This window comes from Pseudomonas sp. VEM90 (assembly GCF_054611535.1).
In genome coordinates, this window is record NZ_JBTRAR010000001.1 from 214,224 (window position 1) to 227,598 (window position 13,375).

The 13,375-nt window shown below is 58.6% G+C and carries 10 protein-coding genes and 2 pseudogenes; 11 read left to right on the forward strand and 1 reads right to left on the reverse strand.

Annotated features, from left to right (window positions below):
- Window positions 1-130 precede the first annotated feature (130 nt).
- The 11 genes and pseudogenes from ACYCCG_RS01005 to ACYCCG_RS01055 all read left to right on the forward strand — a co-directional run bounded on the left by ACYCCG_RS01005 (window position 131) and on the right by ACYCCG_RS01055 (window position 12,397).
- Entirely contained in the window at window positions 131-646 is a 516-nt protein-coding gene (locus ACYCCG_RS01005) for an Hcp family type VI secretion system effector (RefSeq protein WP_209966711.1), read from the forward strand.
- A 75-nt stretch (window positions 647-721) separates the two neighbouring features.
- Window positions 722-2,890 carry a type VI secretion system Vgr family protein gene (locus ACYCCG_RS01010; RefSeq protein ID WP_339443150.1) on the forward strand — a complete coding sequence of 723 codons (2,169 nt, stop codon included), beginning with the start codon at window positions 722-724 and terminating at the stop codon, window positions 2,888-2,890.
- Window positions 2,887-3,810 carry a DUF4123 domain-containing protein gene (locus ACYCCG_RS01015; RefSeq protein WP_256818979.1) on the forward strand — a complete coding sequence of 308 codons (924 nt, stop codon included), beginning with the start codon at window positions 2,887-2,889 and terminating at the stop codon, window positions 3,808-3,810. Before ACYCCG_RS01010 ends, ACYCCG_RS01015 begins: the two co-directional genes overlap by 4 nt.
- Window positions 3,803-6,793: a T6SS effector BTH_I2691 family protein gene (locus ACYCCG_RS01020; RefSeq protein WP_459669192.1), complete on the forward strand. Its 2,991-nt coding sequence runs from the start codon at window positions 3,803-3,805 to the stop codon at window positions 6,791-6,793. Before ACYCCG_RS01015 ends, ACYCCG_RS01020 begins: the two co-directional genes overlap by 8 nt.
- A 2-nt stretch (window positions 6,794-6,795) precedes the next feature.
- Window positions 6,796-7,686, forward strand: coding sequence for a DUF6708 domain-containing protein (locus ACYCCG_RS01025; protein ID WP_459669193.1), 891 nt, complete (start codon window positions 6,796-6,798; stop codon window positions 7,684-7,686).
- Window positions 7,683-7,892 (forward strand): annotated as a pseudogene (locus ACYCCG_RS01030) (toxin VasX); the annotation flags it as partial. The gene ACYCCG_RS01025 and the pseudogene ACYCCG_RS01030, both read left to right, overlap by 4 nt.
- Before the next feature lie 30 nt (window positions 7,893-7,922).
- Window positions 7,923-8,900 (forward strand): annotated as a pseudogene (locus tag ACYCCG_RS01035) (T6SS effector BTH_I2691 family protein); the annotation flags it as partial.
- 2 nt (window positions 8,901-8,902) lie between these two features.
- Window positions 8,903-9,796 carry a DUF6708 domain-containing protein gene (locus tag ACYCCG_RS01040; RefSeq protein WP_339535036.1) on the forward strand — a complete coding sequence of 298 codons (894 nt, stop codon included), beginning with the start codon at window positions 8,903-8,905 and terminating at the stop codon, window positions 9,794-9,796.
- Window positions 9,793-10,050: a PAAR domain-containing protein gene (locus ACYCCG_RS01045; protein ID WP_209965346.1), complete on the forward strand. Its 258-nt coding sequence runs from the start codon at window positions 9,793-9,795 to the stop codon at window positions 10,048-10,050. Before ACYCCG_RS01040 ends, ACYCCG_RS01045 begins: the two co-directional genes overlap by 4 nt.
- 321 nt (window positions 10,051-10,371) lie before the next feature.
- A complete protein-coding gene (locus tag ACYCCG_RS01050) occupies window positions 10,372-10,785 on the forward strand; it encodes a histone-like nucleoid-structuring protein, MvaT/MvaU family (protein ID WP_209965344.1) in 414 nt (137 codons plus the stop codon).
- A gap of 286 nt (window positions 10,786-11,071) precedes the next feature.
- Window positions 11,072-12,397: an MFS transporter gene (locus tag ACYCCG_RS01055; RefSeq protein WP_103469077.1), complete on the forward strand. Its 1,326-nt coding sequence runs from the start codon at window positions 11,072-11,074 to the stop codon at window positions 12,395-12,397.
- A 153-nt stretch (window positions 12,398-12,550) separates the two neighbouring features.
- Here ACYCCG_RS01055 and ACYCCG_RS01060 read toward each other — a convergent pair whose 3' ends face one another.
- Window positions 12,551-13,366, reverse strand: coding sequence for a sugar phosphate isomerase/epimerase family protein (locus ACYCCG_RS01060; protein WP_459669194.1), 816 nt, complete (start codon window positions 13,364-13,366; stop codon window positions 12,551-12,553).
- Between the last annotated feature and the right edge of the window lie 9 nt (window positions 13,367-13,375).

A 13,375-nucleotide genomic window follows, 5' to 3' on the forward strand; every position in this document is an offset into this window, starting at 1 on the left:
ACCGTGACACAGCACCACTGAATGCAACGAATTCGCGAGGTTTTTGCCTCGCTGACAAGCCCATCGCTCCCGATGGCCACGCCACCCGTGGTGCGCGTGCTTTACCCACATGGACGCAGGAGTAACTGCCATGCCAACACCCGCTTACATCAAGATCGAAGCCCAGAAACAAGGCAACATCACCGCGGGCGCCTTCACCTCCGACTCCGTCGGCAACATTTATCAGGAAGGCCATGAGGATGAAATTCTGGTGCAGGAAGTCAAGCACCAAGTCACCGTCCCCACCGACCCGCAAAGCGGTCAACCGGCCGGGCAACGGACCCACAAGCCCTTCATTTTCACCAGCTCGCTGAACAAGGCCACGCCACTGATGTACCTAGCGCTGGCCAGTGGCGAAAAGCTGCCAACGGTTGAAGTCAACTGGTACCGCACCTCGGCAGTGGGCGAGCAGGAGCACTTCTTCACCACCAAGCTGGAAGACGCCATCATCGTCGAGATCAACACCGTGCTACCCCACGCCCAGAATGCGAAGAACGCGAACTACACGCAGCTGGTGGAAGTGGCGATGATGTATCGCAAGATCACCTGGACCCACGTAACAGCGGGTACCGAAGGCTCTGACGACTGGCGCAAACCGATCGCCTGATCTCACTGAAATGCCCTAGGCAGGCGTGCTCTGCCTGGGCTTTTCGAATATTCAGACGGCGGACAAGGATCGTGTATGCCTAGCCAATCTGACGTGCGTTACAGCTTCCAGCCGCTGGTTGGCAAAGCTGAATTCGAAGTGGTGTCGTTCGAACTCCGAGAGGGCATCAGCGCACCCTTTGAACTGGAGCTGAAACTGATCAGCTTCGAGAACGATATCGACTTCGGCCATTTGCTCGACAAACCCGTGCTCTTCACCATCCTGGAGGGCGAACGCCCGGTACGGTACGTGCACGGCCTTGTCAGCCGTTTCAGCCAGGCTGAAAGCGGCTTCTACCGCACCTACTACCACGCGCTGGTCGAGCCCCAACTGGCACGGGCCAACCTGCGCTCGAACTGGCGCATCTTCCAACAGAAGACCGTGCCGCAAATTCTCGAGCTGATGCTCAAGCGCCAGGGCATCGACCAGTACGAACTACGCGCCAGCATGGACCATCAGGTGCGCGAATTCTGCGTACAAGCCGGCGAAACCGATCTCGACTTCATCGCCCGCCTGGCGGCCGAAGAAGGCTTCGTCTACCGCTTCGAGCACAATGAAAAACGCCATAAGCTGATCATCACCGACAGACTGCAGTCACTCGGCCTGATAAGTCACGGTGTCATCAAACACGAGGACGACGCCGAAGGCTTCTCCCGTGAGCGTGAACCGTCAGCCCCGGACACCGTGCTGTACCATTCCAACCACGGCGGCGACCAGCCTCAACCGTGCCTACGGCGCTTGCGCTACAGCGAACAAGTGCGTACTGCACGGCAGGTTCAACGCGACTACACCTTCACCCACCCGGCCTATCGTCAGGAACACAGGGCCTCAGGCCCCTATCTTGAGCACCAGTCCACGGACTATGAGTGCTTCGACTACCCCGGCCGTTACAAACGCGATGCCGTTGGCAAGCCGTTCACCGAAAGCCGCATCACAGCGCTGCGCCATGACGTGCGTATTGCCGAGGTCCAGGGCGATGACGTGCGCCTGCAACCGGGGCTCAGTTTCACCCTGACCGGCCACCCACGCGAAGACCTGAATGTGCATTGGCGGGTCAGCACGGTCCGCCACGAAGGCAGTCAGTTCACCAGCCTGCAGGAAGAAGCTGCCGGGGCCGACCAGGGCACACGTTACGAGCAAAAAGCGGTACTGGTGCCAGGCAGAACCGAGTGGCGCCCAGCTCCGTTGCCCAAACCACGCGTTGACGGCCCGCACATGGCCACTGTGGTCGGGCCGCCCGGTGAAGAGATCTACTGCGACGAATGGGGCCGGGTCAAGGTCAGCTTCCCCTGGGACAGAGAAAGCCAGGACAACGCGTTCAGCTCCTGCTGGGTACGCGTATCCCAAGGCTGGGCCGGTGGCAGCTGGGGCTCGATGGCCATCCCACGGATTGGCCAGGACGTGATCATCCACTACGTCAACGGCGACCCCGATCAGCCGATGATCACCGGCCGTACTTACTGCGGTAACCAACTGCCACCCTACGACCTTCCCCGCCACAAGACCCGCATGACCATCAAAAGCCAGACCCACAAGGGCGATGGCTTCAACGAGCTGCGCTTCGAGGACGAACTGGGCCAGGAGGAAGTGTTCATTCATGCCCAGAGGGACCAGAACAATGTGGTCAAGCACGATGAGACTACGCAGGTCGGCAATGACCGCAAAGAGCAGGTCGATAACGACGAATCGATCCTGATCGGCCACGACCGTACGGAAACGGTTGGCAATGACGAGCGCATCACCATTGGGCAGGATGCCGCGCTCGACATCGGTAGAAACCACACGATCAGGATCGCCAAGGACCGTGTCGAAAACATCGGCAATCACCGTCACGACCAGATCGCCGCCAATCACCACACCCGTATCGGTGGCAACTTCGAGCAACGGGTCGAAGGGCATGCCGAGCTGGAAGCCCGTGGGGATATCCGCAGACGTACACGCCGTTATGAACTTCGAGCATCGGAAGCCGTGGTCATCCAAGGCCCTGGGGGCTCCATTCGAATCGACGAAACAGGCATCACCCTGGACAGCCCGACGATTCGCATCACCGGCCAGATGCTCAAGTCGGCAAATGGGACGGCAAGCCCCTTTTCCATCAGCAGTGCACCGAACACTGGCAAGCCGCTGGAGCGCCTGTGTGGGCGCCGCCCTGATGGCTCCTGCCCCCTGCCCGATTGCCGCTGTATCCGAGGGCAAGTCCAATGACCACCTTGTCATCACCTCCTCCGCGTAGCGAAGACTTCGCTCACAACTGCCGCTTTCTGCTGCTCATGACCAGTGCAATCGAGAACTGGGCCTATCGGCCCATCCCGCAGGAAGGTGAACTGGTTCCTGCTTATGCCCCATCGGTACTCGACCTTATAAACGCTGTCAGCCGGAATACTCAAAAGGCATGGTTATGGAAGAGCAGCGCCCTGGATGACCGTCATGAGTTTGGGCCTTTGCTGGTGGACGTTGCAGACGCTCACGAGCTGCTTGCCCATGCAATCACGACCTGGATGCCTATCGGTGGCGCCATCGCGCTGGATGCCGAGGTTGGCCTGGCAGCGCTGGCAGACCACTTCACCAGCCTGGTGCAGGTCGTGCTCCCTGATCAGAGCGTTGCCACTCACCATGTCACACCGGACCATCTTGCAGCCTGGCTGAATGCGCTGGACGACGACCATCGCAAGGCCTGGCTTGGCCCGGTGTCTCGGTTGGCATGGCGAGTCAACTGGGGGCCGGCTCATGAGTGGAAAACACACGAAAACAAGCCGATTGCTGCCCGCTCAAAATCAGAACTGCCTTTGACCCTCCAGCAGCTTGAACTTGATCGGCTGCAAGCAGGCATGCACGAGCACTTTGTCCTCTCATTGGCGCATGAGGTCTTGGCCATGCCGCCCCATGCCAACCATACCTTGGCGGACATACGCCTATGGATAGAAACACTCCTGCCGCAACTGACAGCCCTCAATTTCCGGAGCGAGGAAGTTGCGGGCCAATTCATTCGGCTGATAGCCGGGCACATGTGGCTGATGAGCAATGACAAGGCGGGAAAAATCTACACCAACCTCGAAGAGTCGCCCCAGGCCCGCCTTCGCGAGCTCCAGGCACTGGTCGAAAGCAAGGAGCCTGCCCATGACTAACGCCTCCGTCAGCCGCGCCACCTCCGGCCCTGCCTGCAGCGCACGCGTACCCATCCTGCCAGTGCGCTACGCCATCGTGCCCCGCACCGCCGACGCCCCCGCCTGCCGCTATGCCGATGCAGGCTTCAACCTGGAACAAGGCTTCACTCCACTGCAGCACTCGGCCTATACCCTCCGCGCTTTGCGCCCGGGCTATGTCTACGTGTTCATGAAAGGCCCTCAGGGCGAAAAGCTGGTCATTCATGAGCACGTCGGCGCGGGCCTCTACAAGGAGCTGCGCTACCAAGGGCTGGAGGACTACCACCAGCGTGGCCGCTACCTGTCCGGCCAGAGCACGGGCTGGGTGTGGGCCGACACCTGTCAGGACACCGCCAAGGAAGTGTGGATCGGTTACAGCCCGCACCTGTGGACCAACGCCATCACCGCCCGTATCACCGGTTCGCCAGCCCTGCGCAAACGGCACATGCGCCAGCTGGACATGGCCGAGCTGGTGAGCGGCAACCAGGCGCCGTCCACCCAGCCCCATGTGTTGCCAGTGAGTGCCCTGCAAACCTGGGTCGAAGACTTCAAGCCAACCGAGCGGCGCATGCCGCTGACCTGGAGCAGCGACCCGGTCACCGAAACCTTGCCCATCGGCAACCTCACTGCCATCGCCCGCCACTACCCCTGGACCCAGCCGAAAGTGCCGGTGGTGGTGGCGCTCGCCGATGCCGAAGGCATGGCCCTGGACCTGAGCCTGTCGGTCTCGGCCTACCAGCATCAACTGCGTGACCTGATGCCCGCCGAGCAACTGGAACACACAAAACCCGCCCAGCCTCCCGAGCAGGAGCGCGTGCCGGCATGCTACCGGCTGGATGCCGAGCAGCTCAGCCCGCAGAGCCGCGACTTTCACCATCGCAATTTGGTCGCCATGCTGCTGAACAAGACGCTGGAAAGCCTGTACCCGGCAGATGCCCCCTCACCAGAACTGGCCGCGTTCAGGCTTGGCACGTCACGCCGGGGCCCCGCCCTGTCGCCGGCCGAGGCACACTTCCAGGCCCTCACCCATGAAGATTACTCCCCCAATGGCGCGCGCCTGGCACAGCGCCTCGATGTCGACAAATACCGGCGCTTCCTCGCCGAACGCGACGCGCTGGAACGGCGGATTGCCGCCCTGCGCAACCTGGCCTTGCAAGCCAGCAACGATCATGACGCCTGGCTGGCGACGGCCGAATCCCAACACATCGATAACCCCTACAGCCTCGCTGCGGCACTGGCCTGTTACGACCGCAACGAACGCACCTCCGCCCGCGGTCTGGAAATCTCACTGGCATTGCTGATTCACCCAATGGGCCAGCCGACACCCGGCACCGAAGATCATGACCGACGCTTCAAACGCCTGGAGCAATGGCTGGACCAGCACGACAGCCCGCTTTACACCGCCTTGGCGCCGTTCAACCCGTTCAAGGACAAGGCCGACGCCATCGGCGCCTTGTTCGGCGCCAGCGACAACGTGATCGAAGGGCTGGCCGGTCGCTTCCCGGCCATGGCCGACATCACCGACCTCACCGCCCAGTCGGTCAATACCGTGGTGCTCAAGCGCCTGCGTGGCCAGACCCGCTGGGATGCCAGCCATGGCCTGCGGCGGCAGGTGCAGTTGGCAGCGCGTGAGGCCAATGCCGAGAAAGCGCTGGGGTTGTTGGCGGCGCGCTATCGCATCACCGAGCAGGCCATTACCGAAAACCCCTTTAGCCAGGAGGTGCAGCGGTATTTGAAGAGCGGCATGGCGCAGGTTGAAGAGATGAAAGCGTTGCGCATATCAGGAAGCCGCACGGTGTCCATCGAGCTGACCACCACTGCGCGGGTGAAACCCAACTTCCTTGGGTTGCTCACCTCCGGCGGTGGTGGCGGTTTAAACGCGGGGATGCTGTGGTTCAACATCTTGTCGCTCAAGACGGCCTACAACAGCCTGCAGAAGAGCGATGCACCGGAATACACCCTGGGGTTCGCTTCATCTGTTTTCGGGGTGATCGGTGCAGCGGCGGCAACATTGGTCAGCGTGCGGGCAACGCAAAAGGCCGTCATGCTGAGATTAAGTGCCACAGCGCCGGGCATGGCCTTTGGCAATGGGGTTATCAAGTTTTTGAGTAGCAATTTGTTTGCGCGTTTAGCCGGATACCCGGCAATTGCATTTTCTCTGATCTCAGATTGGTCAAAGGGATTGCGCCAATTCGATAACGGTAACTCTACGGCTGGCAGATACACAATTGCTGGTGGATTAACCATGGCCATTGGCTCTGCTGTCACTCTTGAAGCAGGACTTGCCATTGCGGGAGCTACAACGCTAGTACCTTTTGCCGGATGGGCCGCCGCTGCCCTTGTCCTCGTAGGCGTAGCCATCATCGCAGGAGGCCTCTACCTACACGCCAAGGCACATGAACGCCTTCACAGCCCAATAGAACTGTGGGCAGCACGTAGCATATTCGGCAATCGCATCAATGATGGAGAGTCGCACGCCGACATCAACTTGGACTTTGACAAGAAACTTCCTGCTTCCACCTCACTGCAAACAGAAATTAAGGCTTGGCACAATGAACATTACGGGGCCAAGTTACTATCCGCCGAGCAGGCCCTATCCCTCGGCATAACTAAAGCCGACACCCGATGGCATCAGAATAACCACTGGTCGCCGCCAAATTGGACAGCTATCACACATAACGAAGTAGCCACCCCCCAACCAACCGTAGATTTCACAGTGCTGCTGCCTGCATTCAGGCTAGGCGTAAGTGAATGGTCAGGAAGTTTGAGCTCCGTCCGTGACGACCAAGGAATTGACGTATTCCCAATCACTCCAACCGGACACATCGTAGACGCTGGCTTAATCCTGCATTTCGAGAACACGGTTACCAACCAAAATCATGTCTCACTGCATCTAGCTTACAGCGCTAATCAAGGCCTGGACGAAGACAATGAGATCCTGTCAACTTTTCGCCTGGAGCGCTGATCATGGCAACCATCTGGATATTCAATTCAACGTCATACTCCGGACACACCCCTGCAATTGGAGGGCAGTTGGCAAACGTATCCGAGAATACCTTGTGCCTGAGAAACCCATGGATAACAGATTCCGTGTTTATGGGAAAACTATACTGCGCAATGACGATCACACTGCTGACAGGCACTTACCCTTATCTACCCCCTAACATCTCGAAACTTTACAACGAAGAAATTTTATTGATGCTTTTATTATTAATAACCCCCTTCGTGTTTACTCCATTCCTAGCTTATCGAATTTTCTTTATAAAGGGCTTATCAACCATTTGCCTCAACCGATCAACCCAAAAAATCTACTACCAACGTTTGAGCAAGGTATTTGTGTTTGAATGGGCTAACACAGGAGGTGGCATCTTCAAACGCACCGAGTACGGCGGCTCATCATTCAGCACCAGCTATGCCCTCGCCTTCGCCCCTCGCCGGGAAGACGGCAGCCTGCATCAAAAGGACTGCCTCTGGGTCGACAGCAACGAACCCACCGAACCCGGCGTCAAGCATGTCGCCGAAGTGTGGGAGTACCTCCGCCACTTCATGGACCACGGCCCGGACAAACTCCCTCCGCCCGGTGAGCCCAACTGGTGGCACAAGCCACTCCACGCCATCTGCCTGACCCCGGCAGAAGCCTGGCGCCACTACGCCCCCTGGCGAACCGGTGAGCCCGGTGAAATGCAGGGCAAAAAGAACTGGCAATTGCCGTTCTGGGCTGTGCTGTTCCCCTACAACCTCTCCGTCGCCCTCTGCTGGTATGGCATCTGCCGCCTGTTCAACGTCCGAGCAGCGCCACCGCCTCCCGAAGCATTTGAGGAGGCACCAGCGCATTCAACCCAAAGGAAGCGTACATGAGCGACGCCTCCGTCAGCCGCGCCACCTCCGGCCCAGCTTGCAGTGCTCGTATACCCATCCTGCCAGTGCGCTACGCCATCGTGCCACGCACCGGCGACACGCCCGCCTGCCGCTATGCCGATGCAGGCTTCAACCTGGAACAAGGCTTCACTCCACTGCAGCACTCGGCCTACACCCTCCGCGCTTTGCGACCGGGCTATGTCTACGTGTTCATGGAAGGCCCTTTGGGCGAGAGGGTGCTTGGTGCAGCGGCGGCAACGTTGGTCAGCGTACGGGCAACGCAAAAGGCCGTCATGCTGATATTAAGTGCCACAGCGCCGGGCATGGCCTTTGCCAATGGGGTTATCAAGTTTTTGAGTAGCAATCTGTTTGCGCGGTTAGCCGGTTACCCGGCAATAGCATTTAGCTTGCTTTCTGATATCTCCAAAACAAGGCGCCAGAGAGCGAACGGCAATCAAGCGGCTGCCGACTACACGTTGACTGGTGGTTTCACCATGGCTGTCAGTTCCGCTGTCGTCCTTGAAGCAGGACTTGCAATTGCGGGCGTGACATCGATTGTGCCCTTTGCCGGATGGGCCGCAGCAGCCCTTGTCCTCGTAGGAGTAGCCATCATTGCAGGAGGCCTCTACCTACACGCCAAGGCACATGAGCGTCTCCACAGGCCAATTGAACTTTGGGCAGCACGTAGTATTTTCGGGAATCGCAAAAATGATGGAGAAGTGCACCCTGGCATTACCTTGGACTATGAGAAAAAACTACCCTACTTCACCTCACTGCAAACAGAAATTAAGGCTTGGCACAATGAACATTATGGACCCAAGCTACTATCCACCGAGCAGGCCCTATCCCTCGGCATAACTAAAGCCGACACCCGATGGCATCAGAATAACCACTGGTCGCCGCCAGACTGGACAGCTATCACACATAACGAAGTAGTCACATCCCAACCAACCGTAGAATTCACAGTGCTGTTGCCTGCGTTCAGGTTAGGCGTAAGTGAATGGTCAGGAGGTTTGAGCTCCGTCCGTGACGACCACGGAATTGACGTTTTTCCAATCAGCCCGACCGGCCACCTCGTAGGTGCTGGCTTAGTTCTACATTTCGAAAACACCCTAGCCAACCAAAATCATGTCTCACTTCATCTAACCTACAACGCCAATCAAGGCCTGGACGAAGATAATGAGACCCTGTCAGTTTTTCGTCTGGAGCGTTGATCATGGCAACCATCTGGCTATTCAACTCAATGTCAGACTCTGGACACAAGCCCACTATCACAGGACAACTATTAAGCTTATCTGACACTATTTTATGCTTAAGGAATCCATGGGTCACAGACTCTGTCTTCATGGGAAAGCTGTATTGCGCGATTACTATTCTTTCAATTGCCGGCTTTTACCCACACTTACTCTCTAGAGACATATGGCGCATGTACGAATCCGCTCCATTATTAGCCACCGGATTCTTGCTTATGCCTTTCACTTTCCTACCTTTCCTCATTTATCGAATATATTTCATAAAACGCTTATCAAGCTTCTGCTTCAATCGTTCAACCCAAAAAATCTACTACCAACGTTTGAGCAAAGTACTCGTATTCGAATGGGCCAACACCGGAGGTGGCATCTTCAAGCGCACCGAATACGGCGGCTCCTCCTTCACCACCAGCTATGCCCTCGCCTTCGCCCCCCGCCGGGAAGACGGCAGCCTGCATCAAAAGGACTGCCTCTGGGTCGACAGCAACGAATCCACCGAGCCCGGCGTCAAGCATGTGGCCGAAGTGTGGGAATACCTGCGCCACTTCATGGACCACGGCCCAGACAAACTCCCCCCGCCCGGTGAACCCAACTGGTGGCACAAGCCACTGCACGCCATCTGCCTGACCCCGGCAGAAGCCTGGCGCCACTATGCTCCCTGGCGAACCGGCGAGCCCGGTGAAATGCAGGGCAAAAAGAACTGGCAATTGCCGTTCTGGGCTGTGCTGTTTCCCTACAACCTCTCCGTTGCCCTCTGCTGGTATGGCATCTGCCGCCTGTTCAATGTCCAAGCAGCGCCACCGCCACCCGCTGCCTTTGAGGAAGCCCCCGTTCAACCCGGCAAAAGGAAGCGCAAATGAAACCCATCGTACTGGTAGGCCATCGTCATAGCTGCCCGCTGCATGGCGAAGGCACTGTGGAAACCGGCGCAAGTGCAACATTAGTAGATGGCAAGGCCGTCGCACGCGTGGGCGATCGCATCAATTGTGGTGCCATTATCGAAACCGGCGCTGCCTGCACGATTATCGAGGGCCAACCCGCAGCAAGGCTGGGTGACACTACCAGCCATGGAGGGACTTTGATCGAGGGGGACCCGGGTTGGCTCATTGATTGAAGCAACTACCGACCTCTGAGCCAAAGGCGATTAAACGTCAGAGTTCATACGAAACCACTCCTTTGATGACGAAGCCTGTGAGTCAACAGTTATGGGGCGTCCCGTCAAATAGCGGGCAAGCGCTCACAGGCACGAGACACCAGTGACATCATTAATGCCAAAAGTGTGGGAATATTCTTACACAGAGCACCTGGCACCAAACAATTCCACGCTTTAAAAAGCATCGTTAACCACCAAGAAAAATCCATCAAATTATTTCACCGCTTGCATTCACGCCCAACAACCACTAACACTAAGCCCATCACCCGATGGAGATAAGACATGTCCCGACTCGCAGAGTTTCGCGCCCTCGAGCGACTACTAGCGGCAAAAAAAAACGAGCTTTCCTTCATTAAAATCGACCCTCGCCTCATCCGCGAATTCGAGTTTGAAAGCAAGCTGCACAACCTGCTGGCCGAATATCAATTCAATCTGTCGAATGTACTGGCGATCATCGAGAGCGAACACATGAGCAATGATGAGGATGTCTATCAACAATGCCGCCCTGTCGCACAGCCCCCACGTTACAGGGCTCGGCAAAGCAAATACTATATAAACCCTTATACAGGGGAGAAAGTGGAAGCAAAAAGCACCTTGCATAAAACCGTGCGGTCCTGGATTCAGCAGTACGGCCGCGCCGAAGTCGAGAGCTGGGCAACTGCATGGTCTCTGTATTCACACAAACCTGGCTTGTAGGCATCCCATACCCTGTGCGGCACAACTATCACAGCCTGCCCTCACCCTCCTGACCTGCGCCCATCAGGCAACCAGGGCCCAAGCCTTCTAACCTTCAGTGACGTGAATACCTGCCGCGCCCACAGGCCAACGCAACCGTTCGATAACCGAACAGTAGCCCGTCTCTCGAATTGACGCTGCTGTCTTCACTGCTCACCATGCACCGGCCTTGCGTGCCCCCTGCCTGGAAAACGATCACGCACCCGTAGCACCGCAGCTGAATACAATTTCAAGAAACGAGCAGTCTATGAACCACTCCAAGATCCCCCCCGCCGCGCCCCGGATGTCCCAGGGCTCGATCGGCGACAAGCTCCGCGGCGCCTTTGGCGTCGGCAAGACCCGTTGGGGCATGCTGGCCCTGGTGTTCTTCGCCACCACCCTGAACTACATCGACCGAGCCGCCCTTGGCATCATGCAGCCCGTACTGGCCAAGGAAATGAGCTGGACGGCGATGGACTACGCCAACATCAATTTCTGGTTCCAGGTCGGCTACGCCATCGGCTTTCTGCTGCAAGGCCGGCTGATCGACAAGGTTGGGGTCAAACGGGCCTTCTTCTTCGCTGTACTGCTGTGGAGCCTGGCCACGGGTGCCCACGGCCTGGCCACCTCGGCGGCAGGTTTCATGGTCTGCCGCTTCATCCTCGGCCTGACCGAGGCCGCCAACTACCCGGCCTGCGTCAAGACCGTGCGCCTGTGGTTCCCGGCGGGTGAGCGGGCCATTGCAACGGGGCTGTTCAACGCCGGCACCAATGTTGGCGCCATGGTCACCCCCGCGCTGTTGCCGCTGATCCTGGCTGTGTGGGGCTGGCAGGCTGCGTTCATCGCCATGGGCAGCCTGGGCCTGGTGTGGGTCGTGCTGTGGGTATTGAAGTACTACAACCCTGAAGACCACCCCCGCGTGCGTCAGAGCGAGGTGCAGTACATCCAGCAGGATGATGAGCCCGAGCCGACCCGCGTGCCGTTCAGCCGTATCCTGCGCCTGCGTGGCACCTGGGCTTTTGCAGTGGCCTATGCGATGACCGCACCGGTGTTCTGGTTCTACCTGTACTGGCTGCCGCCGTTCCTGAACCAGCAATACAGCCTGGGCATCAACGTGACCCAGATGGGGATCCCGTTGATCATCATCTGGCTGACGGCAGACTTCGGCAGCATCGGGGGAGGCATCCTGTCGTCGTGGCTGATTGGCCGTGGCGTGCGTGCTACGACAGCGCGCTTGGTGTCCATGCTGATCTTCGCCTGCACCATGCTCAGCGTCATCTTTGCCGCCAACGCCAGTGGGCTGTGGGTCGCGGTGGCGGCCATCTCGATCGCGGTGGGCGCGCACCAGGCGTGGACGGCGAATATCTGGAGCCTGGTGATGGACTACACACCCAAGCACCTGGTGAGCACCGTATTCGGCTTCGGCAGCATGTGTGCGGCAATTGGCGGGATGTTCATGACGCAGATTGTCGGCAGCGTGCTGACCGCTACCAACAACAACTATGCGGTGCTGTTTACCATGATCCCCGCCATGTACTTCCTGGCGCTGGTGTGGATGTATTTCATGGCACCGCGCAAGGTCGAGAGCGCCTGAGAGCGCTAACCACTTACCTCTACGGGGCCCTTGCGGGCCCTTTTTTTGGCCTGGTATTTTTGAGAAGCGGACAACGCCACTGCAACGTTCGGTGTGTGAGCGGGTTGCCCCACGGACGTGACGTAGCCGGTGCCATGCACCACGTTCGCCCAATCAGACTGCGGCCAGCACCGCCTTGGCTTTCTCCAGCGCCATGCGCGCACGCTGTTCGCCGCTGATGCCCTGCTCCAGCAATTGCCGCGTAGGGGTTTCCAGGCTCAGCGGCATGCTCGGCGGCAAGGCGCGTAACAGGCCAACCAGGTCAGCATCGCCATCACCCGGGAAGCGACGTTCGTTACGCGCCTGGCGCAGTATCTCGTCCATGTCGGCCGGTACCGGGCCAGCAACGTCACACAGTTGGGCATAGCGCATGCGCTGCGGCTTCATCTGCGCCAGGTCGTCCAGCGAAGAGCCGGAGCGGTTGAAGTGGAAGGCATCCACCAGCACGCAGCCATTGGCGCAATCGGCGTTGGCCACCACCCGCATGGCCTGGCGCAGGTCGCGTACGTCGGTCCAGGGCATGAACTCCAGGTGAGGGTGAATGCCGTATTGCGCCGCCAGCTCGCACAATGCGGCAAAGCGTTCGGTCAGGCGCGCTTCGTCGGGGTCGTTGCCCGCTACCAGCAATTCAGTGCCACCCAACCCGGCGCCCACCGCCAGGATCGCTTCGAAATCGGCTACACAGGTTGCCGGCTCAAGGCGCAGGATCTCCAGGTCGAGCACCTTGATACCCGTGTCGCGCAGGCGCGCCTGGGTTTGCCGGCGCAGTTCGGCATCGGCTACCAGCGGGAAATGCCGCTCCTGTTCGGTGGCGGGTACCAGCCGTAGGCCGACATGGCTGTAACCCGCTCGGGCGGCGGCCTCGACCATGTCCGGTGGAGACAGCTCGAGCACCGTCAGGGCCGCGAGGGAAAAAATTCGATCAGTCATTTATCATCA